This is a genomic window from Spirosoma areae, from assembly GCF_054781775.1.
In genome coordinates this window covers 174,606-196,989 of record NZ_BAAGTT010000054.1, presented here as the reverse complement: position 1 = coordinate 196,989, position 22,384 = coordinate 174,606, and the positions used below count along the sequence as shown (strand labels likewise).

Here is a 22,384-nt window from a genome sequence, read left to right as displayed (position 1 = left end):
GTATCTTCCAGATTAGCTTCACCAGACCTAAAAGGTTTCCAAAACCTTTTAGGTCTTCTTATTTTTGTGCTATGCAGCAACAACTCGATACCTGGATACGCGCGATGGTTCGGTGGTTTGGTTACGTACCCAACCGCGATTTGTCGGGTTGGATATTGCTCATAACCGCCGTATTGATTGGGCTGGCCGTTAATTTAGTCGTTACGCAGACCATCCGGTTTATCGTGCGTCGGCGGCCATTCCAGACCTTGCGGCTGCTCCGAATCCATGCCCGCTGGGCGTTTTGGGTATTTACGCCGTCGCTGCTGTTTCTGCTGGCTACAAATATTCAGTCGGAGCGTTTTTTGCGCCGTCATCCCGTGGCCGATAAAACGGCTGAAATTCTCTTTTTAATCAGCGCAACCTGGTTAGTGGTTCAACTGTTGAAGGTTGGCGAATTGCGCCTGATTCAGCAGTATGATACCACGCAGGACGTAAACCTGGCGCAGCGGAAGTTCGTCACGCAGGTTCGTTTTTTTCGGCGAATGTTCGCCATTGGCATTATTATTATTGGCGCATCGCTGTTGCTCATTGCGTTTCAGGGTAGCCGAAAAGTTGGTCTGAGCGTTCTGACGTCAGCGGGGGTCGTATCGGTCGTTATCGGGTTTGCGGCCCAGAAAACACTGGCAAACCTGCTGGCTGGTATTCAGATTGCCTTCAACCAGCAAATCCGGTTAGACGATGCCGTTGTGGTTGAAAAAGAGTGGGGCCGTATTGAAGAAATCAACCTGACGAGCGTCATCGTTCGGCTGTGGGACCGGCGTCGGCTCATCCTGCCCATCACCTATTTCGTCGAAACACCTTTCGAGAACTGGACTCGCTCCGATGCCTCCATTACGGGGTCTGTTTTTCTGTATCTCGACTACAATACGCCGGTTGACAAAATCCGCGACAAAGCCCGCGCTTTTGTTGAAGAAGACCCGCTCTGGAACGGTGAGGTATTTGTGGTACAGGTTACAGATACGCAGCCAACCTGCATTGTGGTGCGGGTTCTGGTGTCGGCGCGGGATGCTCCCTCGGCCTTTGATTTGCGTTGCCACATCCGCGAAAAACTCGTGGCTTTCCTGCGCGACGAATACCCGCAAAGCCTGCCCCAAACGCGCCTGATGCTGGCCGAAGAAGTAAAAAACGCTCAATCGGTTGATAACGAAGACGGGTAGACTCTGGAAACTATGAAAAACACGAATGCCGTTGTTTCGTGGTCGACAGACTTACTGGAAAGTGTGTTTGCGTCGTCATTGCTGGGCATTACGGTCTACGAAAGCATACAAACTCAGGACGGCCTTATTGCCGATTTTCGACTTCTGTGGATCAATGAGGCCGGATTATGCATGGTCGGAAACCCAACCGACTGGGCGCCAGGCCGAACCATGAAAGAGCTGCATCCGGCGACCGATACAGACGGGCTTTTTCATCGGTATATTACTGTCTGCGAAACCGGGGAGTCTTTCCAGGATGAGCGGTTTTACCCTTCCTTTGGTCGATGGTATACCATTATGGCTACTCCCTGGGCCAAAGGATTTGTACTGACTTATCAGGATATTACCATCCGTAAACAAACCGAACTGATCCTTCAGCAACAGGCCGATACGTTTGCCGGGGTGCTGCGTTCGATGACCAATGGCTTGTCGGTATTTACGGTCATTCGCGACGACCAGGGTCAACTGGCTGATCTACAGTACGATTACATCAGTGAGCAAACGCTGCGGGAGACCAATATGAATCGGGAGGAATACATTGGTCAGCGGTTGCTCACCTTATTCCCCGAATCCCGTAAGTCGCGGTTTTGGCAGGCTTACGAAGCTGCTTTGCGTACTGGAGAAGCCCAGTTATTTGAAGAACACTACCACTATGATGGCTATGATAACTACCTGTACTGTCAGGTAACGCGCCTGGATGAGAATCGGCTTGTCTCGATTTATCAGAACACGAACGAACTTCATCAGGCCCGGAAGTATGTTCAAAAACAGGCCGGGACGTTACAGACGGTGATTGATCATACCCAGGCGGGATTGCTCCTGCTATCAGCAATACGGAACCCTGGTGATGGACCCGAAGCCGGGCAAATAATCGACTTTCGTATTCTGCTGACGAATGAATACAATGCCAGCCGGGCGCATAGAACGGTTGCTGAAATGACGAATCGGCAAGTAGGCGACCTGTTTGTGGGTTGGCAATCGTCTGATTTATTTGCCTGGTTTGTCGAGACCGTCGAAACGGAAAACAATTGTAAACGAACATTTCCCTACGAAGAATTTAGCTGGAAGGGCTGGTATGAAGGGTCATTTACGAAAGTGGATGATGGGCTGCTCTACGCTTATGTTGACGTAACGTCTCTCAAAGAAGCTGAATTGAATCAGCAGCAGCAGGCCCGCGCCCTGAAAGTGGCTAATCTCGAACTCAAACGCTCGAACGAAAATCTTCAGTCATTTGCCTACATTGCCAGTCATGACTTACAGGAGCCTCTTCGTAAAATTCAGGCGTTCGGCGACTTACTAACAACCCAGTATGCACCGCTGTTGGATCAGGCCGGGAAGGATTACCTGCATCGAATGCAGGGTGCCGCCGGGCGGATGTCGCTCCTGATTAAAGACCTGTTGACCTACTCGCGGCTGAGTGCATCGCAGGAACCATTTCAGCCGGTGGCACTGACTGATTTGGTCAACAATGTATTAACTGACCTTGACCTGGCAATTGATGAATCGGGAGCAACGATCACTGTAGATGACCTACCGACTTTATCAGGCAATCAAATGCAACTCCGGCAATTGTTCCAAAACCTGTTAAGCAATGCGATTAAGTTTAGGCGGCCCGACCAAAAGCCTGACATTCAGATTCGCTGTCAGCGCATTGAGCAGGCCGACCTGTCTGCGATTGCAGCACTATTGCCGATTGCGAACCTGCCTGATTTGCCATCGTTCGCTGAAATCAGCGTGTCAGACAATGGCATCGGGTTCGACGAAAAATACGCCGACCGTATCTTTCAAGTGTTTCAGCGGCTCCATGTTCGGTCGCAGTATGAAGGGTCGGGCGTTGGCTTAGCCATCTGCAAACGCGTTACTGAAAATCATGGCGGTACCATTCAGGTCAGCAGCCAACTGGGCGAAGGCACTACATTTCGGGTGTACTTGCCCATGTGATTTGGGCTGTAATAATGAAAGGACTTTGACAAAGTTTTGAACTTTGTCAAAGTCCTTTCATTATTACAGCCCAAATCAACTTTCTTCCCACCCAAACGACCGCTCAATGGCTTTTTGCCAGCCGCGCATAAGCCGGGTGCGCTGGGCGTCGTCCATCGTTGATTCGTAGATGCGGGCGATGCCCCAGTTCTGGCGCAGGTCGTCTAAATTCTGCCAGTAGCCCACCGCTAACCCGGCGGCATAGGCTGCACCGAGGGCGGTGGTTTCGGTCATGCGGGGGCAAACGACGGGGCCATTCAGTACGTCGGCCTGAAATTGCATCAGCAGCGAGTTACCGACCATGCCGCCATCGACCCGCAATGATTTGAGCGAAACGCCCGCATCCTGTTCCATTGCCCGAACTACGTCAACCGTCTGATATGCAGTGGCTTCCAGAACGGCCCGCGCCAGATGGCCTTTGGTTACGAAGCGGGTCAGTCCGGCAATAACGCCCCGCGCGTCGGCCTTCCAGTGTGGGGCATATAAACCCGAAAAGGCAGGAACGAAATAAGTGCCACCGTTGTCATCGACCGACCGGGCAAGGGGTTCAATATCGGTGCTTTTTTTAATGATGCCGAGGTTATCGCGCAGCCATTGAACGAGTGCGCCGGCAATGGCCACGCTGCCTTCCAGCGCGTAGTGAACCGGCTCATTCTGAAATTGATACGCAACGGTTGTCAACAAGCCGCAGGTCGACGCCCGCAGTTCGGTGCCGGTGTTCATGAGCAGAAAGCAGCCCGTGCCATAGGTATTTTTGGCCTGACCCGGCTCATAACAGGTTTGGCCAACTAAGGCCGCCTGCTGATCGCCCAGGATACCCGCCACCGGCACACCCGGCAGCACCTCAGAGGAAACCGTGCCGTATATTTCACTACTGGGCCGAATTTGGGGCAGCATGGCGCGGGGCACCGTGAAATCAGTTAGTAAGCTGTCGTCCCAATTCAGGGTCTGGAGGTTCATTAACTGCGTTCGGCTGGCATTGGTCACGTCGGTCAGGTGTAGGCCGCCATTTGTGCCGCCCGTCAGGTTCCAGACCACGAACGAATCCATGTTGCCAAAGAGCGCGTCGCCCCGTTCGGCATCGGCCCGCAGGCCCGGCACGTTGTCTAAAAGCCACTTGAGTTTGAGTCCGCTGAAATAAGTTGCCAGTGGCAGGCCGGTTTGGGGGCGAAACCGGTCCTGCCCACCTTCGCCCGTTGAAAACTGCGTCACTAAATCGGCGGTTCGCATGTCCTGCCAGACGATGGCGTTGTAGTAGGGTTTGCCTGTTCGACGGTTCCAGACAACGGTGGTTTCGCGCTGATTGGTAATGCCAACGGCCACAATATCCTGCACGGATAATTTCCCCTTAATGCGGGCCAGTGCAATGACTTCGAGGGTGTTCCGCCAGATTTCTTCGGGATCGTGTTCGACCCAGCCGGGTTGTGGGTAAATCTGCTTGTGCTCTTTCTGAGCTACAGAAACAATCTGACCCTGCCGGTCAAACACGATACAACGGGTGCTGGTGGTTCCCTGGTCAATGGCGGCTACGTATTGGGGCATAATATGGACGTGAAAAAAATCTTTGTTAGATTGTTAAGAGAGTAGAACTAATGTAGGTAATTTGCCTATTACCTAAACCATAGCCTTGATGACCGAAGCGGAACGGCAGGATTGGCTTGATATGAAGGCAATCTTACAGCGATATCTAATTGAAGTCAACAAAGAAATACTTCGGTACTCCATTCGGGATGACGACGAAAAGCACGACTTCCTGATAAAGAAGGCAGTAGAATACCGAAATACCATTCTCAAAATCGATCAACTTCTCAATCTATAATACATGACTATGAACACTGTGATTGAACGGACCGAACAGTATCATAACCTATTTCAACAGGCTCATACCGACGCCGAACGCCAGCAATTAGTAGCCAGCTATAAAGCGTACTATACTCAATTGACAGAAACAGATAAAGTAGCGGCTGACAAATTAAATGGCCAATACTTTGCTGAAACAGAACGGAGAATTGACGATATGGAGCCAGCACTGCAACGAGCGAAGGATAAGTTAAATCGGTATCAGCAAACGGCTTAGACTTACAACGCATACCAGCGAATCAGAAACCCGCCAACAACGGCCCCAACTAAGGGTCCCACAACGGGTATCCAGGCATATCCCCAGTCTGACGAGCCTTTGCCCGGAATGGGCAGCAGGGCATGCGCCAGACGCGGGCTGAAATCGCGGGCGGGACTCATCGCATAACCGGTTGTGCCACCGAGCGAAAGCCCAATACTCCAGACAAGAATACCTACCAGATACGGCCCGACGCCAATAGCCAGCTCCCCTAAATTTTTGGACGAAATGCCGGACAAGCCCAGAATCAGCACCAGCGTTGCGAGCATTTCGCTCAGGAAGTTTGCGCCTGTGTTCCGAATGGCTGGGCCGGTAGCAAAGCAGGCTAATTTAGCGGCAGGGTCGGGGGTTGCAGCCCAATGGGGCAGGTAGTGTAGCCAAACTAAAGCCGCCCCCAGAAAAGCACCAATGAGTTGGGCCGTGATGTAAGGAACAATGTGGCTGAAATCGTTGGTGGCTACGGCAAAAGCAATCGTAACGGCGGGGTTCAGGTGGGCATCGACACTTCCAAAGGCTTTTGCCACAAAAATGCCCATCATTACAGCAAACGCCCAGCCCGCTGTAATAACAATCCAGCCTGACGACTCGCCCTTTGTTTGTTTCAACACAACGTTGGCAACAACGCCATCACCTAACAGAAGCAGCACCATCGTGCCGATTAACTCACCAATAAAAGGAGACGTTTGCATGAAATTAGTTGACAGTCAATAATCGATAGTCAATCGCTATCTGCGTTAGACGCTGGCCACTAAAGACTAACGACTATCGACTGTCTTTCAAGGTTTAGGAATAGTTTGTGCGAATTAAGTCATATTTTTGGCCCCATTCCAAACAAAGAATAAAAGTCTTAATGAACGAACCGACTGCTATAGTCGATTACTACCTGTTAACTCACTCATTGACAAATGAAAAGCATTATTTTTGACCAGACCGGTAAACCTGCTGATGTTCTCAAATTAGCCGACATAGCAATGCCCGAACCTGGCCCAAACGAGGTTCGCATCAAGGTGATTGCCTCGCCAATTAACCCGTCGGATAGTATGTTCGTGCAGAACCTGTACGGTATTCGGCCACAGTTGCCATCGGGAGCGGGTTTCGAGGGCATGGGCATTGTAGACGCACTGGGTGAGGGCGTTCAGATGCGGACGGGCACACGGGTGAGTTTTACGAGTATCGGTACCTGGTCAGAATACGCCATTGCTCACCAGCGTGCCCTGATTGCGGTGCCCGATGCCATGTCGGACGATGTGGCAGCTCAGTTGTTTGTTAATCCGTTCACGGCCTATGCCATGGTTCAGGATTCGGGGGTGCCGGAAGGAGGGTGGCTGATGCTCACGGCGGCCGGTTCAGCGTTTGGGAAAATGGTCATTCAATTATGCGCCATGCGGGGCATCAAAACCATTGGCACCGTTCGGCGCGATGACCTCAACGACGAACTGCGAACCCTGGGCCTGACCGAAGTGATCAATACCGAAACCGAAAACCTGGTGGCCCGTGTCAAACAAATCACCGATGGTACCGGAGTGGCCTGCGTCCTCGATGCGGTTGGCGGACATACCGCAACAGAAGCGGTCAAATGCCTGGCACGGGGCGGCACGATGCTTATTTATGGCCTGATGAGTTTGCAGGACCCCATTCTGAATGCGGGCCTGATGATATTCAGAGAACTGACTATCAAGGGCTTCTGGTTGACCGACTGGATGCGTCGGGTGGATAGCCACACCCGGCAGGATGTTGCCCAGAACGTGATTGGCCTGCTGGCCTCGGGGAAAATTCAATTACCCGTCGAAGCCTCGTATTCACTCGACCAGATTGCCGAGGCCGTCGAACACGCCGACCGGCCCGGACGCCGGGGAAAAGTTTTAGTGAAACCATAAGCCCGTAGCCCTATGGCCATCGTAAAAAAACTCGGCTTTCTGTGGTCGTTCAGTTTGCTGGCGGTCATTTTGGGTGGTTATTACGTCAATGACATGCGCTGGACCTGGGCCGGTAGTTTTTACGTATATTTAATTGTGCCGTTGCTTGACGTACTCATCGGCAAAGACCGCAGCAACGTCAGTCATGAGCGATACGAAAGTACCCTAAACGACCCTTACTTCAGTATCCTGTTGTATCTGTTCGTTTACCTGCAATATGCCCTTTTGCTGTGGGGCTGTTACATCCTGATTACGGATTCACTGACAATGGCCCAGCAAATTCATCTGATAGTAAACATCGGATTGTTTGCCGGAACCATCATCAATGTCGCTCACGAATTGGGGCACCGGAGCAGCCAAATTGCCCAGTTTCACGCCAAAATGGCCCTGTTGTCAGTGAGTTATATGCACTTTTTCATCGAACACAACCGGGGACATCATGTGCATGTGGCTACGCCGGAAGACTCGGCTACGGCGCACAAAAACCAAACACTCTATGCCTTTTGGTGGCAGACGGTGAGGGGAAGTTACCGGAGTGCGTGGCGCATTGAGGCAAAATCGCTCACAAAAGTGGGCCAGCCGGTCTGGAGCCGACAGAATCAGATGATTTGGTTTACGCTGTTGCCCTTTTTGCTTTGTCTTATGCTCACTTCTGGTTTTAGCCTCTGGGCAGGCTATCTGACCTGGAATGTTCCTGTCTTCTTCGCCACGCAAAGTTTAGTGGCTGTTTTGTTGCTGGAAAGTATTAACTACATCGAGCATTATGGAATCGTGCGGAGACAGATTTCAGGAAGGCCCGGCCAACCCATGAGATACGAACGGGTTAACCCGCTGCACTCCTGGAATGCCAGTCAGTTGGTGAGTAATCTGGTACTGTTTCAACTACAGCGGCACTCCGACCACCATGCCTACGCATCGCGGCCTTATCAGGTCCTGCGCCACTTTGATGAAAGTCCGCAACTGCCGGGCGGTTATCCACTCATGATTCTGCTGGCGTTTGTGCCGCCACTCTGGTTTGCCCTGATGAACCCCCGGCTCGAACGCTGGCAGACCCGCGCCTGCCAGCCCGAAGAGATTGCCGCTTTGGTGAAGCAATTTGCGTAAGTTCACAGTAGCGCGGACGGTCGGCCGTTGCCGTGGAAACCCGCGCCTTACATGTAGTCTGGTAATAAATCACGGGTTTCCACCCGCGTTACTTCTATCATTAGGCAGGCTTCGTTATCTTTGAAACAATATCTGACGAAACCAGCGCGTTTGTTCCAGTAACGACTACTGGTTTATCCTCATCTCTTTTACCCGACTCGTTCTATGCTTTTGCTTCAGGTTCCGGCTATCGACACCACAGCCGCATCGCTGTCGGCCACTACGGCAGTTCAACCCCAATCGCTGCAACTGTTTGATTTGGTCGCCAAAGGGGGTTGGGTAATGGTCCCCATTGCTTTTTTATTCTTCGCCACGCTCTACCTGATTTTTGAGCGGTATTTCGTTATCCGCTCCCAAACCCGTTCTGATGCCAATTTTATCGACAATGTTCGGGATATGGTGGCGCAGGGAAACATCAAATCGGCGGAGTCGTTTGCCAAGAATCAGCGTACTGCTATGGGCCGTGTGTTTGAGAAAGCCATTGGTCGCATTGGCTCACCCATTAAAGAGATTGAAAGCACCGTTGAAACCGTTGGGCAAATCGAACTGTCGCGTTTGGAGCGAAACATGGGCTACTTAGGCATCATTGCCGGTATTGCGCCGATGCTCGGATTCATTGGGACCATTTCCGGTATTATCCGCATTTTCTATGACATTTCGCTGTCCGACAATATCAGCGTTGGAATTATTGCCGGGGGCTTGTACGAAAAAATGATTACGTCAGGGGCGGGCCTGATTGTTGGGGTTATTGCCTACACGGGCTATCACCTGCTGAACATGATGATTGAGCGGTTCACCCTCGCCCTTGAGATGAATGCGTTCGAGTTTATCGAAGTCCTCCAGAAACCAACCACCGAACCCGCCCGGATGCGGTAACTAATGACTAATGTACCGCACGGGCGGCCCCGAATGGATAATGACTAATGGATACGACGAACTGCGCTTTATCCATTTGGGACCGCCCGTGCGGTACATTATTCATTATCCATTACCTACTATGAAACTCCGTCGTAAACGTAAATTTGCTGCCGAAGTCGCGACCTCCTCGCTGAACGACATCATGTTTTTCCTGTTGTTGTTCTTTCTAATTATCTCGACGGTTGCCAACCCAAACGTCATTAAACTGCTCTTGCCCAAAGCCGCATCATCGCAGCAGTTGAGCAAAAAGCAGATAACGCTGTCGGTAGACGGAAACAAACAGTATTTTATCGACAAACGACCGGTCGATGCCGCTACGCTGGAAACCGAACTGAAAACCATCATGGCTGGTATTGCTGAGCCTACGGTTATTGTGCGCTTCGACAAAACGCTCACGGTTCAGGACTTGGTCGACGTGCTGCAAACAGGGGCGAAGCTGAACATCAAAATGGTAATGGCCACCTCCAAATAAGTTTAACGGTGTAGAAACGCGTCAGCGAACCTCAAACTTTAAACTATAAACTACAAACTCTTTTTACCTTTGTGGCCTGACCGTGCTAAATCCCGGTTTGGCTATGACCCATCAACTTCTCCTCAAAAAGCCACTCGCGTTTTTCGACCTCGAAACAACCGGTATTAATATTGCCAAAGACCGCATCATCGACATCTGCGTCATTAAAGCAATGCCAGGCGGGGAGAGCGTCAGCAAATCATACCGGGTGCATCCGGGTATGCCCATTCCGCTGGAGTCGAGCCTGATTCATGGGATTTACGACGAGGATGTGAAAGACGCGCCCCCCTTTAAGTCGATTGCCCGAATGCTGGCGCAGTTCATCGATGGTTGTGACCTGGCAGGCTTCAATTGCAACCGCTTCGACGTACCACTTTTAGTTGAAGAATTTCTGCGGGCAAACGTCGATTTCGATATGAAAAACCGTCGGTTGGTCGATGCCCAGCGCATTTTTCATTTGATGGAGCCGCGCAACCTCTCAGCCGCTTACCGATTCTACTGCAATAAAGAACTGATTGGGGCTCACGGCGCCGAGGTCGATACAATTGCCACACTCGAAGTGCTCAACGCGCAGGTGCAACGCTACCTCGGCATGGTTGCCAAAACCGATAGCGGAAAGGATGTTGTTTTTGAGAACGACGTTGACATGCTCCATAGCCTCACTGCCAATACCAACGTCGACCTGGCGGGTCGCATCATCATCAACGCCAATGGCGAGGAGGTTTTTAACTTTGGTAAACACAAAGGCTTGCCCGTGCTGGACGTGCTGAAGAAAGAACCGTCGTTTTATGACTGGATGCTTAAGGGCGAATTTCCACTCGATACTAAACGTCGGCTCACCGAAATCCGGCTGCGGATGCTGACGAACGGATTGGCTACGAACGGAAAACGATAACCCTGCGCTTACATCGACATGGTTAATTCAGTAATAGCCGGGATGTTTGAGGTATTCTTACCAGCGATATACAGTTTTTGTCCGTTCGAGAAGAGATTGCCATAGCTGGGGACATTATCCTGTTTGATTGGTTCTTTTGCCCATACATCTTTTACAAGGTCATAGACGTAAATCGACTGGTTTTGTAAGAGAAACAGATAATCGCCCAACACAGCAGCAAACGTACTTTCATAACTACTGGATATGTCAATAGGGGCGTCCTGTAGCGCTGTCCATGTATTTGTAGCCGTCGAAAAATAAGACACTTTCCGCTTTGCACCCTCTCCGCCCAGCACATAAAGCTTATCTTTATAATTAGCCAACTGGCTTCTATTTGTTGAATAGAGGTAGTTTGGTGATGTAAACCACTTATCCTGACTGATAGTATAATACTTAAACAGTGTAGTGGGTGTACGTCCGCCAACAAAATAAATGTTGCCACTATAATACCCTACGCCAGCCTCTCCATTATTATCTTTTGCCGTTGTGGGGTAGGTTAGAGTCGACCAGGCATTGGCTGATGCGGTATATTTGGTGGCATCGTTGGCAATGAAGAAAATGTTGGTGCCATCGGAAACTAACTTACTGGAGTAACCGCAACCACATACGTTACTCGATTTGGCTAACGCGGAGGAAAAATTGTTGCTGCCCAAGTCATACCGAACGAAGAACTGCGTCTTGGCCGTGTTGGAGTAATTGCCAAAATAAATCGAGTTGCCAACTAATACCGATTGGAGCGGATAAGGCCCGGTATCGAATGTGCTTAGTGGCATGTTGAGTTGTCTGGCAGTTAAAACAACATCATTCACCGTTTTTTCAGGAGCTGCCGGGGTAGCGTCTTCGGATTTTTTGCAACTGGCCAGAGCCAGTAGACAAAGGCAGAAAAGAACTAGTTTCATAGCTTGAGGTCGTTAGAGGCAACGAATTGATAATCATGATTTTGGGTAGCCAAAATTCCTGAATAAGTTCGGCTTTTTTTAGCGTAGAAGTACTGAATTTTAGGCGGAAAAACCCGCGAATACATGGGTTACCAAATGACATGACGATAAAAAACACCTTTCCACCAATTCCGAATAATCTTTACCTTTGCGTCACTTTCTATTAACCGGCAACCCATGCAACCCACGCAGGACGTCCTCATTCCGGAAGTCATTCAGCAAATACCGCTTACGTATTACCTGATTCTCAGTACCGCACTGTTCGTTATCGGCATTATCGGCGTGTTGACCCGGCGCAACGCCATCATCATGTTTATGTCGATTGAATTGATGCTCAATGCTGTTAATTTATTACTCATTGCTTTTTCATCGTACCGCTCCGATTCTGCCGGGCAGGTATTCGTCTTTTTCATTATGGCCGTTGCTGCCGCCGAAGTATCTGTCGGGCTGGCTATTATTGTCATGATTTACCGGAATACCCGCTCCATCGACGTGGGCTTGCTCAATAAACTGAAATGGTAAAATAAGCCATCAGTCGATAGTCAATCGTCGTTAGTGGCTTTACTAACGACGATTGACTATCGACTGATGATTATCGACTGACGACTAATGAAAATAGAATTACTCTGTGCGTTAATTCCGCTCCTTCCGCTTATAGGTTTCCTGATCAATGGCATTGGCTCTCGCCGGGTGCCGAAGGGTTTGGCCGGAGTCCTTGCGACGGGGGCTGTGCTGGCTTCATTTCTGCTATCCTTGTATCTGTTCGGCGCTTTCCGGGCAGGAAATAACCAACCCATTATCGCTACTCTTTTCGACTGGATTAGCGTTGGCGATTTGCACATCAATTTCTCCTTTCAGATTGACCAGCTATCGCTGCTGATGCTGCTCGTTGTCACGGGCGTTGGTTCGCTGATTCACCTCTACAGCCTTGGCTACATGAGTCATGATGAAGGATTTGGCAAGTTCATGGCCTTCCTGAATCTGTTCATTTTCTTCATGTTACTGCTCGTGATGGGGTCCAACTACGTCATCATGTTTATTGGCTGGGAGGGCGTTGGGCTTTGTTCGTATCTGCTCATCGGTTTCTGGAACAAAAACACAAGTTATAACAATGCCGCCCGGAAAGCCTTCGTGATGAACCGCATTGGCGATTTGGGCTTTTTGCTGGGCATTTTCATGCTCATCAACACCTTCGGTACGGTTGAGTATATCGACATTTTCAAGCAGGCTACGAGCTTGGAGATGGGCGACAAAACCATTCTGGCCATTACGTTGCTGCTTTTTGTGGGAGCTATGGGCAAATCGGCACAGATTCCGCTTTATACCTGGCTCCCCGACGCGATGGCTGGTCCAACGCCCGTTTCGGCTCTGATTCACGCAGCTACAATGGTGACCGCCGGTATTTATATGGTCGTTCGCTCCAATGTGCTCTATACACTGGCTCCGCTAACGCTCGAAATTATTGGGGGTATCGCCATTGCAACGGCTCTGTTGGCCGCTTCTATCGGTCTGTTGCAAAACGACATCAAGAAAGTACTGGCCTATTCGACCGTATCGCAGTTGGGCTATATGTTTCTGGGATTGAGCGCTACGGCCTACACAGCGGGCATGTTTCACGTTATTACCCACGCGTTCTTCAAAGCCCTGTTGTTCCTCGGCGCTGGCAGCGTTATCCACGCCATGTCCGACGAGCAGGATATTCGGAAGATGGGTGGTCTGCGGAAAGCCTTGCCCATCACCTTTATCACGTTTCTGATTGGTACGATTGCTATTTCGGGTTTGCCACCCTTCGCGGGCTTTTTCTCGAAAGATGAAATCCTGGCGCACGTTTTTGCCCACAACAAAATCCTTTGGGCCTTGGGCGTTCTCGGCTCCGGCCTGACTTCATTCTACATGTTCCGACTTCTGTTCCTGACCTTCTTTGGCGAGTTCCGGGGAACGGACGAGCAGCGGCATCACCTTCACGAATCACCGGGAACGATGACCATTCCGTTAATTGTGCTGGCCATTCTGTCGGCTATTGGCGGAGGCTTGAATCTGCCCGGCAATGGCTGGCTGAGCAACTTCATGGCACCTTTGTTCGAAGGCTCGCGGCAGGTGAATCCCGAAGCTTTTGCCGAATCGACTATTGAACACAGCACCGAATACATCCTGATGGCGGTTTCGGCAGGGGTTGCCTTGCTGGCGGCCATTGTAGCCTATGTCATGTACATCAGCCGCTCGTTGGTTCCGGCCCCCGAATCAGCCGGGCGGTCGTTGCCAGAGCAGGTTGTGTACAACAAATATTATGTCGATGAACTCTACGAAATAATCATCATTCGGCCCATTCGTGGTTTGGGCGATGCACTGTATAGCTTTGGCGAAGGCCTGGTCGATGGCGTTGTAAACGGCGTAGCCTGGTTAGTTCGGCAAAGTTCGGCGCAGTTGCGGTTGTTGCAAAACGGCTCCATTGGGTTCTACGTTCTGGCGATGGTCGTTAGTATTGTTGTCATTTTTGCCCTGCGGTTCTTCATTCGGTTCTAAGACGGTTTAAAGGTGGAGGTATACGGTTTGTCAATTAGCACGACCGAATACTATAAACCCTGAACCGAAAACTTGTCAAATATGCTTACGTTATTTCTTATTCTTTACCCGGTTGTAGCGGCAACCCTCATCCTGATTTTTCGGGGTGATCGGATAAAGCAGGCGGCTTTAGTGGCTGCCCTGGTCGAGTTGGTGTATGCCGGTTTTGCCTTTTTCGGATTTCGGCCCGATGCCAGTTCACAGTTTGGCTTCGACTATGCCTGGATTGGTTCGCTGGGTATTCGACTAAGCGCCGGTATCGACGGAATTAGTGTTTTACTGGTTCTGCTAACCGGGCTATTAGTTCCGTTTATTGTCTTATCGACCTTCAACCGGAACTACAAACAACCCGCCACGTTCTACGCGCTGATACTTTACATGCAGGCGGCTCTGATGGGTGTTTTCACGGCCCGTGATGGGTTCCTGTTCTATTTCTTCTTCGAAGCCGCCCTAATTCCAATTTACTTTTTAGCGGCCATGTGGGGGGGTGAAAATCGGGTGGCGGTCACGTTCAAGTTTTTCGTGTACACCATCTTTGGCAGCTTATTCATGCTTGTTGCGCTGGTGTATCTATATTACCAGACTCCAGCAACAGCCGTAGCTGCCCATTCATCGGCCATTGCTGATTTCTATAACCTTAACCTGACACCCAACGCGCAAAACTGGATTTTCTGGGCCTTTTTTATTGCCTTTGCTATCAAGATGCCGGTATTTCCGTTTCATACCTGGCAACCCGATACCTATGTCGAATCGCCTACACCGGCAACGATGCTGCTGGCCGGGATTATGCTCAAGATGGGTGTTTATGGTCTGATTCGGTTTATTCTGCCCATTGTGCCGCTTGGCGTTGAAACCTGGGGAAGAACCGCCATTATTCTCTCGGTTATTGGTATTGTTTACGGATCAATCATTGCCATTCGTCAGCGCGACATGAAGCGGCTGATTGCTTATTCATCGTTTTCGCACGTTGGGTTAATGGCCGCCGGGGTGCTTTCGCAAACCGAAACCGGGATGCAGGGCGCACTGATTCAGATGCTGGCACACGGCATCAATGTGGTGGGCATGTTCTTCGTCGCCGATGTGATTTTCTCCCGCACGAACACCCGCCAACTCGACCAATTGGGCGGCATCACCCAGACAACGCCCAAACTCACGGTCTTTTTCATGATTATGCTGCTGGGTAGCGTAGCCTTGCCCCTTACCAATGGCTTCATCGGTGAATTTTTGCTTCTGCATGGCGTCTTTACCTACAATCATTATTTAGGATTAGCGGCTGGCTTCACCATCATCTTTGGTGCCGTTTATATGCTCCGCATGTTTCAGAAGAGCATGTTCGGAACTACTACATCCCGAAGCGAGTCATTTGCCGACCTGACTACTTCGGAAAGCTGGGTATTTATCCCGCTGGTTATCATGGTATTTTGGATCGGTATTTATCCACATACGTTTCTGAAAATGACCGAACCCGCCGTAGCTAATCTGATGAAATATATCGGCACAACGGCAGTATCTATGAAATAGTCGTCAGTCGATAGTCATCCCGCAATAGTAATTCATGCTATTGCGGGATGACTATCGACTATTCACTAATCCCTAAAAAACATGCTTCCCATCGTTCTGTTATCGGTTTTTGGTATTGGCCTGCTGTTTCTCGGTTTTCTGAAATCGAAAGCAATCCTGTTGCCTGCTACCTTATTATTTTTGCTTATAACACTGGCAGCCAACTTTCTCGACTGGAACAAGACGTATCTGTATTTCAACGACATGATGCGGACTAACAATCTTTCAATGGTTTTTACGGCCATTGTATTGGGATCAGCGTTTATGGTCGTGGCCTTGTCGGGTAATTTTACCGAAAATGAAGACGCGCAACCGGCTGAATACTTCTGCCTTATTCTGTTCTCGTTAGTAGGGGCGGTTATGATGATCAGTTTCGAGAATTTGATCATGCTATTCGTAGGGGTCGAAATCCTGTCGGTATCCATGTATGTGCTAACCGGCAGTGATAAGCGGAACCTGCGTTCAAATGAAGCAGCACTCAAGTATTTTCTGATGGGCGCCTTTACAACGGGCATTATGCTGTTCGGGATGGCGCTTCTGTACGGAGCAACGGGTTCGTTCACACTGGCTGGCATTGGGGCGTATGCCGTTAATCCGCAATCGGGATTGTCGCTGCTGCTGTATGTGGGGCTGCTTATGTTGTTGATTGGTCTGCTTTTTAAAGTGTCGGCGGCTCCATTTCACTTCTGGACGCCCGATGTCTATGATGGCGCTCCCACAATTTTCACCGCCTACATGTCCACCGTGGTGAAAACGGCAGGCTTTGCCGCCCTGTTTCACTTGTTATCAGTTTCATTCAGTAATGTTTACGCGTTCTGGTGGACTATTCTGGCCATTATTACAGCCATCACCTTAATTGCAGGAAATGTCACGGCTGTTTATCAGAACAGTTTCAAGCGCATGATGGCTTATTCCAGTATTTCCCATGCGGGTTATCTGCTCATTGGCCTGGCTGCCTTGGGCGCACAAACCAAACAGGCAATTGTTTTTTATTCGTTAGCCTATTCTGTTGCAACTATTTCAGCTTTTGGCGTCTTACTGTTGGTGGCTAAACAGCGCAGCACCCAAACGCTGACCAGTGGAGGAATAATGACGGAAAATTTTGATTCGTTTAATGGGCTGGCCCGGCAGAATCCGCTATTGGGTTTTGCCATGGCGGTTTCGATGCTATCCTTAGCCGGTATTCCGCTAACGGCCGGTTTCTGGGGTAAATTTTACATGTTTTCCACCGCCGTTGAACGGGGACAAATCTGGCTACTGGTCGTAGCAGTTCTAATGTCAGCGGTGGGTATCTATTATTATTTCCGGGTGATTATTGCCATGTATTTCCGGGATGGCGCCACCGAACCCATTAAAGTTGCCCCGTTTTATCAGTATGTATTATTGGCTGCCACGATTCTAACATTAGGCTTGGGTGTTGCGCCAGGTTTGCTACAGGGACTTTTCTAAGCCCGGTAATCTGTAGCCCAAGTAATAACTTTTGAGAACATAAACATTTGGCATTGAGTTTGTACTTTTATGTACTAATTAGCCAAATAAGTAAGGATTAACTACTTTTTGTCTGGTAACAACATGAACGTGAGCACTATCGAACAGCCAAAATCCAGAAACTATAAAAGTTTTTTTACTTTTTTCCTGACGGCTCTGTTTGGTGCCTCTGTTAACTTCTTTAGCCAGATTTTATACCGAAAAACGTTCGATTTCACGACCAGTGTCTTTTTGGGCTACCTGACGGCGACAATCGTGAGTTTCATCCCAACGAAGCTCTTCGCGTTTTCATCCCAGCAAACGGGTAATACGGGCCGCGAGATGGTTAAGTTTGTACTCATCGCCTTAGTTGCCTGGGGCGTTCAGGTTGGCATAGCAAGGGCAACTCTGGAGTGGATAGCCAATCCTTATTTTACCACAACGACTACGTTCTGGCAAGAAAAAGGGTCGCACGTGGTGGGTATGGGATTTAGCTTCCTGGCCAATTATTTCGGTCATAAATTATTGACCTTCCGAAGCACGGGAATGTATGACAAAATCCGCTCCCGGCCTCCAAAAGAAGAGGAGAAACACTACTGACAGGGTTACCCTTCCTTCGATTAATTTAATTATCAATAGGATTTTTTATAGTCTATAGTGCCTTTCAACAATTTCGCTGTAGGGTGTTATTGCATTCATTATAAAAAAAGTATCTTTGCTGCTGAAAATTTCAACTATTAATTCAGGGCAATGAAAAAAGTACTTGCATTATTGTTCGTTAGCACCATGCTGACGTTCGCTGCTTGCCAAAGCAAACCTAAAACAGAAGAAACGACGACAGATTCGACAACGACTACCATGTCAACTGACACAACCACCATGACTGCTGATACAACGGCTACGATGGCTGGCGATTCAGCTTCGACGATGTCGGCTGACAGCGCGAAGTAATCCGGCTTCTTGCAGGAGTTCAGAAAAAAGCCTTATTTTTATAAGGCTTTTTTCGTTTTCTAACCTTGACAGACGCCTTCGATCAGTACGTGCCAACCCCGGCAGCCCATTATTGCTATCAGCTTTGGCAGCACTATAACTTTAGTTTTCGAGTGGTTAAACCCCGCCGGACGCGATTAGGCGATTTTCGGGTATTACCCGGTAAGCAGATGCAGATTACGGTCAATTCAAATCTAAATCCGTATGCGTTCCTGCTTACCTATATCCACGAAGTAGCTCATGCCGAGGTGTATCGCCACCATATACTACCACAGCGCAGGCGACGCATTGAGCCGCATGGAAAGGCCTGGCAACTGGCTTTTCAGCAATTAATGCAACCCCTTTTGACCGAAACGGTTTTTCCAATTAATATTCTGGTTCCACTTCAGCAGTACATGGCCCGTCCAGCCGCAACTACCTATGCCAACCCGTCATTAATGCTGGCCCTGCGGCAATTTGACAGCCCAACAGCAGCTATTGCCGAGAACCGACTTCTATTGCGCGATGTTTCGGAGGGTAACCTGTTTCAACTTGCTAAAAAGACGTATGTGCGGGGTACGCTGCGCCGTACACGCGTCGTTTGTAAAGAGGTACCATCGGGAAGATCATATGCTATCCTGGCGCACGCGTGGGTAGAAGTTAATGTAAAATGATTACTGTAAAATGGATAATGAACAATGGAAAAAAATAGTCCAGGTCTGTTGGAGTAAGCCTGTCACTTTATTCATTATCCATGCTGCATTATTAATTATTCATTCCCAACTCCTGGCCCAGTCGGTGCTTCGGGAAGGGTATTGGATTAAGATTGGCGTGACCCAGTCAGGCGTGTATCGACTTAGCCAACCGCAGTTAGCCCAACTAAATCCCGACTTTGCTGCCGCCGACCCGCGCCGACTGCGACTCTACGGAAATGGAGGGGCGGCCTTGCCCCAGTCCAATGCTACCCCCCGGCCAGACGACTTGATCGAAAATGCTATTCAGGTGATAGGCGAAACTGATGGTCGATTTGATGCCAGTGATGCGCTCTTATTTTTCGGGCAAAGTTCGCATGTTGTTCGGTATGATTCGGTAGCCCGGCGCTTCACGCACCAAATCAATCCGTATTCCGATACAACATTCTATTTTTTGACAATTGGTTCGTCACCCGGTCTTCGGATGACCGAACGGCCAGCCGGAATGCTATCCGCTACGCCAACCGTCACCACATTTGATGATTACCAGTTTCACGAGCATGATTTACTGAAAGTTCCATCGGTGCGTTCTGGTCGGGAGTGGCTGGGCGAATATATGACTACCGACACCACCAGAGTCGTCTCCTTCGATCTGCCGGGTATTGTGCCTGCTGCAATTCGGCTAACGGCTTCGGTAGTAGCGGGGGCTACGTTACCAACGCAGTTTCGAGTTCAGCTCAACGATCAATTGGTGGGCACTATGCCCATGTCATCAGTATCGGGGTACGAATATGACTACCAGGGCGTTGCCCGAACCGACACGTTTTTAACGAAAGTAGCCGCTGCCAACAGCCCGTTGCGACTGGCGGTAACATTCCGAAAGAACGGCTTGCAGTCGGCGCAGGGCTATCTGAATTACGTGGCACTACAAGCCCGTCGCGAACTCAGGCAGTATGAAAAGCCAACCTGGGTACGCCGATCGGCCGCCGGTCAATATGCCGTTCAGCAGGCAAATGGCAGTCTGCGTGCCTGGGACGTAACCAATCCACTTCGTCCGACTGTACAAAATTATACGCTTTCGGCTTCGCAGCAGGCAGGCTGGCTGGCTGCTCAGCGAAGCGATTATTTTTTCTTCACCGATACTGACCTGCTGACCCCTGCATCGCTGGCTATTGTAGCTAATCAGACGATTCATGGCCAGCCTGTACCCGATTTGTTGCTCATAACGCCCGTAGCCTGGCGGGAACAGGCCGACCGGTTAGCCAAATTTCGGCGGGACCATGATCAATTATCCGTTCTGGTTGTTACTACGCAGCAGGTGTATAATGAATTTGGATCGGGGCAGGCCGATCCCACGGCCATTCGGGATATGGCCCGGTATTTTTATCGGCAACAACCCGCTAAATTCCGGTATCTCCTGCTCTTTGGCGACGCCACCTTTGATTATCGTAATATTGCCGGGCTCACGAACGCTACACAATTAGCCAACATGGTGCCGGTTTATGAGAGTCGGGAGTCGTTGCATCCGGTATTGAGTTACTCCTCCGACGATTATTTTGGCTTCATGGATGCCAGTGAAGGCGAATGGATAGAAACACCGAATGGCGACCATAAAATGGACATTGGCATAGGCCGATTGCCGGTAAAATCGGTCGATGAAGCCCGAACGGTTGTCGACAAACTAATTCGGTACAGTTCAGATTCGTCACTCACGGGTGACTGGCAAACGCGGGTAATGCTCATTGCCGACGATGGTGACTATAACATTCATCAGCAGGATGCCGACCAGATGGCGAAAAACATCGAAAAACTTGCTCCCGCTTATCGGCCAGAGCGCGTTTTCCTGGACGATTTTCCGCAGGAAAACACAAGTAATGGGCAGAAAGTCCCGCTTGTCAATCAACGCATCAATCAGGGATTTGCCGAAGGGCGACTCATTATTAATTACAGTGGTCATGGTGGTGTTTTGGGACTGGCCGACGAGCAGGTGGTAACGCTTCAGGACATTCTTTCCTGGAAGAACCGCCGACTGCCTTTATTCGTCACGGCCACCTGTCAGTTTGGCCGTTATGATGACCCCAATGCGAATTCAGGGGCCGAGTTAACGCTGCTGAGCCGCACCGGCGGGGCTGTGGCTTTATTAACCACTACCCGGCCCGTGTATGCCAATACAAATTTACTCCTCAATGATGCGTTTTATAAGGCCGTTTTCTTACCCATAAACGGCCAAATGCCCCGCCTGGGCGATGTGCTTCGGCTGACAAAAAACAACAGTTTAGTTGGCCCGGTAAATCGAAATTTTGCCCTCCTGGGCGATCCATCCATGCGGTTGGCTTATCCACAGGCGCAGGCAGCTCTCACGCAGATAAATGGCAAAGTGCTCTCAGCCAATCGTTTAGACACATTGCACGCCCTGCAAACGGTTGAGTTAACGGGTGAAGTCCGACAATTGGATAAACGACTATCGGATTTCACCGGTACGATTCAATTAGCACTGTACGATAAAGCGACGACTCAAACGACGATCGGCTCCGAAGCCGGGAGTCCGAAAATGACCTACCAGGCATTCAGTAATCCCGTATTTACAGGCCAGGTGCCGGTGCAGCAAGGGATGTTTACGGCACGCTTCACCATGCCCAAAGATATTAATTATGCCGTTGGGCGGGGTAAATTGTATATGTATGCCACACGATCTGATGCTGGTATTGATGCAATCGGAAGTTACGATAGCCTGCGTATTGGCGGCAGCGTGATTGCGACAACTACAGATACACAGCCCCCAACAGTAGTGCTTGCTGTGGACGGAGGAGTCGCCGAAGGTAAGCTTGTGCGCGTTGCCGGACCAGATGTGAGACTACGGATTAGCTTGTCTGATAATCAGGGTATAAACATTGCCCGGTCGGGATTAGGTCATGAACTCACGGTTCAGCTTAATAGCCAGCCCGTTGTTAGGTTGAACGAAAGTTATGTGGCCACCGGTTCTAATGGGCAACAGGGCGAGGCTCAGTACACGTTTCGCGGTCTGGTGCCGGGGACCTACACCATGCGGGTCAAAGCCTGGGATATAAACAATAATTCAGCAGAAGGGACGTTGACCATAGTAGTTTCAGAACAGCCGGGTCTGGCCATAAACATGTTGTATGCCAGTCCAAATCCGGTGGTTGACCAAACGACATTGATAGCCGAACTGAATCGTTCGGGGGAGCCGCTCGACTGGACGGTTGGGCTGTACGATCTCACCGGCCGATTAGTGAATCAGCAAGCGGGACAGTGTACCGACTGTGAAGCCCTGTTGACGGTTGGCACCTGGAATGGCCGGACCGAGGCAGAAGGGCCTTTGCCCAACGGCCTGTACATTGTTCGATTACAGATTCGGTCAGCCGTTGATGGTACAGCGGCCCATGAAAGCGGCCGAATCCTGTTAACGAAATGATTTCTAA

The 22,384-nt window shown here is 50.0% G+C and carries 20 protein-coding genes; 17 read left to right on the top strand and 3 right to left on the bottom strand.

The features are described from left to right. Positions 1-71: 71 nt before the first annotated feature. Both ACYVI1_RS31210 and ACYVI1_RS31205 read left to right on the top strand, forming a co-directional pair. Positions 72-1,199, top strand: a complete 1,128-nt coding sequence (locus tag ACYVI1_RS31210; protein WP_460915557.1) for a mechanosensitive ion channel family protein — start codon at positions 72-74, stop codon at positions 1,197-1,199. Between the two features lie 12 nt (positions 1,200-1,211). After that, a complete protein-coding gene (locus ACYVI1_RS31205) occupies positions 1,212-3,179 on the top strand; it encodes a PAS domain-containing sensor histidine kinase (protein WP_460915555.1) in 1,968 nt (655 codons plus the stop codon). Positions 3,180-3,254: 75 nt separating this feature from the next. On the opposite strand, the gene glpK is transcribed toward ACYVI1_RS31205, so the two are convergent. Continuing rightward, on the bottom strand, positions 3,255-4,760 hold the full coding sequence (gene glpK, locus ACYVI1_RS31200) for a glycerol kinase GlpK (RefSeq protein WP_460915554.1): 1,506 nt from the start codon (positions 4,758-4,760) through the stop codon (positions 3,255-3,257). Between the two features lie 88 nt (positions 4,761-4,848). On the opposite strand from glpK, the gene ACYVI1_RS31195 reads away from it, so the two are divergent. Next, positions 4,849-5,037, top strand: coding sequence for a hypothetical protein (locus tag ACYVI1_RS31195; RefSeq protein ID WP_460915553.1), 189 nt, complete (start codon positions 4,849-4,851; stop codon positions 5,035-5,037). 3 nt (positions 5,038-5,040) lie between these two features. Beyond that, the gene (locus tag ACYVI1_RS31190) at positions 5,041-5,295 is read left to right on the top strand and encodes a hypothetical protein (protein ID WP_460915552.1); all 255 of its coding nucleotides are present in this window, start codon (positions 5,041-5,043) and stop codon (positions 5,293-5,295) included. Between the two features lie 2 nt (positions 5,296-5,297). Here the strand turns inward: ACYVI1_RS31190 and ACYVI1_RS31185 are convergent, their stop codons facing one another. After that, the gene (locus tag ACYVI1_RS31185) at positions 5,298-6,023 is read right to left on the bottom strand and encodes an MIP/aquaporin family protein (protein ID WP_460915551.1); all 726 of its coding nucleotides are present in this window, start codon (positions 6,021-6,023) and stop codon (positions 5,298-5,300) included. A gap of 216 nt (positions 6,024-6,239) precedes the next feature. Here ACYVI1_RS31185 and ACYVI1_RS31180 point away from each other — a divergent pair, with 216 nt between their 5' ends. The 5 genes from ACYVI1_RS31180 (at position 6,240) to ACYVI1_RS31160 (ending at position 10,717) form a co-directional block, all read left to right on the top strand. Continuing rightward, positions 6,240-7,211, top strand: a complete 972-nt coding sequence (locus tag ACYVI1_RS31180) for a zinc-dependent alcohol dehydrogenase family protein (RefSeq protein WP_460915549.1) — start codon at positions 6,240-6,242, stop codon at positions 7,209-7,211. Positions 7,212-7,223: 12 nt separating this feature from the next. After that, complete coding sequence (locus ACYVI1_RS31175) at positions 7,224-8,354, top strand: alkane 1-monooxygenase (RefSeq protein WP_460915547.1); 1,131 nt, start codon at positions 7,224-7,226, stop codon at positions 8,352-8,354. A 204-nt stretch (positions 8,355-8,558) separates the two neighbouring features. After that, positions 8,559-9,269 (top strand): MotA/TolQ/ExbB proton channel family protein, encoded by a 711-nt coding sequence (locus ACYVI1_RS31170; protein WP_460915546.1) that lies wholly within the window; start codon positions 8,559-8,561, stop codon positions 9,267-9,269. A 121-nt stretch (positions 9,270-9,390) separates the two neighbouring features. Next, positions 9,391-9,783 carry an ExbD/TolR family protein gene (locus tag ACYVI1_RS31165; RefSeq protein WP_460915683.1) on the top strand — a complete coding sequence of 131 codons (393 nt, stop codon included), beginning with the start codon at positions 9,391-9,393 and terminating at the stop codon, positions 9,781-9,783. 103 nt (positions 9,784-9,886) lie between these two features. Then, positions 9,887-10,717: an exonuclease domain-containing protein gene (locus tag ACYVI1_RS31160; protein ID WP_460915545.1), complete on the top strand. Its 831-nt coding sequence runs from the start codon at positions 9,887-9,889 to the stop codon at positions 10,715-10,717. 8 nt (positions 10,718-10,725) lie between these two features. On the opposite strand, the gene ACYVI1_RS31155 is transcribed toward ACYVI1_RS31160, so the two are convergent. Beyond that, a complete protein-coding gene (locus ACYVI1_RS31155) occupies positions 10,726-11,655 on the bottom strand; it encodes a Kelch repeat-containing protein (RefSeq protein WP_460915543.1) in 930 nt (309 codons plus the stop codon). A gap of 216 nt (positions 11,656-11,871) precedes the next feature. Here ACYVI1_RS31155 and nuoK point away from each other — a divergent pair, with 216 nt between their 5' ends. The 8 genes from nuoK (at position 11,872) to porU (ending at position 22,377) form a co-directional block, all read left to right on the top strand. Beyond that, a complete protein-coding gene (gene nuoK / locus ACYVI1_RS31150; protein WP_460915541.1) occupies positions 11,872-12,216 on the top strand; it encodes an NADH-quinone oxidoreductase subunit NuoK in 345 nt (114 codons plus the stop codon). Positions 12,217-12,303: 87 nt separating this feature from the next. Next, complete coding sequence (nuoL, locus tag ACYVI1_RS31145; RefSeq protein ID WP_460915540.1) at positions 12,304-14,217, top strand: NADH-quinone oxidoreductase subunit L; 1,914 nt, start codon at positions 12,304-12,306, stop codon at positions 14,215-14,217. An 81-nt stretch (positions 14,218-14,298) separates the two neighbouring features. Next, complete coding sequence (locus ACYVI1_RS31140; RefSeq protein ID WP_460915539.1) at positions 14,299-15,777, top strand: complex I subunit 4 family protein; 1,479 nt, start codon at positions 14,299-14,301, stop codon at positions 15,775-15,777. A gap of 81 nt (positions 15,778-15,858) precedes the next feature. After that, positions 15,859-17,265, top strand: a complete 1,407-nt coding sequence (locus ACYVI1_RS31135; RefSeq protein WP_460915538.1) for an NADH-quinone oxidoreductase subunit N — start codon at positions 15,859-15,861, stop codon at positions 17,263-17,265. 123 nt (positions 17,266-17,388) lie between these two features. After that, on the top strand, positions 17,389-17,883 hold the full coding sequence (locus ACYVI1_RS31130) for a GtrA family protein (protein WP_460915537.1): 495 nt from the start codon (positions 17,389-17,391) through the stop codon (positions 17,881-17,883). A gap of 150 nt (positions 17,884-18,033) precedes the next feature. Continuing rightward, positions 18,034-18,234 (top strand): hypothetical protein, encoded by a 201-nt coding sequence (locus ACYVI1_RS31125; RefSeq protein WP_460915536.1) that lies wholly within the window; start codon positions 18,034-18,036, stop codon positions 18,232-18,234. Positions 18,235-18,299: 65 nt separating this feature from the next. Then, entirely contained in the window at positions 18,300-18,926 is a 627-nt protein-coding gene (locus tag ACYVI1_RS31120; protein WP_460915535.1) for a sprT domain-containing protein, read from the top strand. Positions 18,927-18,936: 10 nt separating this feature from the next. Beyond that, positions 18,937-22,377, top strand: coding sequence for a type IX secretion system sortase PorU (porU, locus tag ACYVI1_RS31115; protein ID WP_460915534.1), 3,441 nt, complete (start codon positions 18,937-18,939; stop codon positions 22,375-22,377). Positions 22,378-22,384: the final 7 nt, after the last annotated feature.

Excerpts from the sequence above, each read along its gene's own strand:
- ACYVI1_RS31175 (WP_460915547.1), top strand. The coding sequence starts at position 7,224 with ATGGCCATCGTAAAAAAACTCGGCTTTCTGTGGTCGTTCAGTTTGCTG.
- ACYVI1_RS31185 (WP_460915551.1), bottom strand. The coding sequence starts at position 6,023 with ATGCAAACGTCTCCTTTTATTGGTGAGTTAATCGGCACGATGGTGCTG.
- ACYVI1_RS31205 (WP_460915555.1), top strand. The coding sequence starts at position 1,212 with ATGAAAAACACGAATGCCGTTGTTTCGTGGTCGACAGACTTACTGGAA.
- ACYVI1_RS31210 (WP_460915557.1), top strand. The coding sequence starts at position 72 with ATGCAGCAACAACTCGATACCTGGATACGCGCGATGGTTCGGTGGTTT.
- ACYVI1_RS31190 (WP_460915552.1), top strand. The coding sequence starts at position 5,041 with ATGACTATGAACACTGTGATTGAACGGACCGAACAGTATCATAACCTA.
- porU (WP_460915534.1), top strand. The coding sequence starts at position 18,937 with ATGGATAATGAACAATGGAAAAAAATAGTCCAGGTCTGTTGGAGTAAG.
- nuoL (WP_460915540.1), top strand. The coding sequence starts at position 12,304 with ATGAAAATAGAATTACTCTGTGCGTTAATTCCGCTCCTTCCGCTTATA.
- glpK (WP_460915554.1), bottom strand. The coding sequence starts at position 4,760 with ATGCCCCAATACGTAGCCGCCATTGACCAGGGAACCACCAGCACCCGT.
- ACYVI1_RS31125 (WP_460915536.1), top strand. The coding sequence starts at position 18,034 with ATGAAAAAAGTACTTGCATTATTGTTCGTTAGCACCATGCTGACGTTC.
- ACYVI1_RS31195 (WP_460915553.1), top strand. The coding sequence starts at position 4,849 with ATGACCGAAGCGGAACGGCAGGATTGGCTTGATATGAAGGCAATCTTA.
- ACYVI1_RS31180 (WP_460915549.1), top strand. The coding sequence starts at position 6,240 with ATGAAAAGCATTATTTTTGACCAGACCGGTAAACCTGCTGATGTTCTC.
- ACYVI1_RS31160 (WP_460915545.1), top strand. The coding sequence starts at position 9,887 with ATGACCCATCAACTTCTCCTCAAAAAGCCACTCGCGTTTTTCGACCTC.
- ACYVI1_RS31140 (WP_460915539.1), top strand. The coding sequence starts at position 14,299 with ATGCTTACGTTATTTCTTATTCTTTACCCGGTTGTAGCGGCAACCCTC.
- nuoK (WP_460915541.1), top strand. The coding sequence starts at position 11,872 with ATGCAACCCACGCAGGACGTCCTCATTCCGGAAGTCATTCAGCAAATA.
- ACYVI1_RS31135 (WP_460915538.1), top strand. The coding sequence starts at position 15,859 with ATGCTTCCCATCGTTCTGTTATCGGTTTTTGGTATTGGCCTGCTGTTT.
- ACYVI1_RS31165 (WP_460915683.1), top strand. The coding sequence starts at position 9,391 with ATGAAACTCCGTCGTAAACGTAAATTTGCTGCCGAAGTCGCGACCTCC.
- ACYVI1_RS31130 (WP_460915537.1), top strand. The coding sequence starts at position 17,389 with ATGAACGTGAGCACTATCGAACAGCCAAAATCCAGAAACTATAAAAGT.
- ACYVI1_RS31155 (WP_460915543.1), bottom strand. The coding sequence starts at position 11,655 with ATGAAACTAGTTCTTTTCTGCCTTTGTCTACTGGCTCTGGCCAGTTGC.
- ACYVI1_RS31170 (WP_460915546.1), top strand. The coding sequence starts at position 8,559 with ATGCTTTTGCTTCAGGTTCCGGCTATCGACACCACAGCCGCATCGCTG.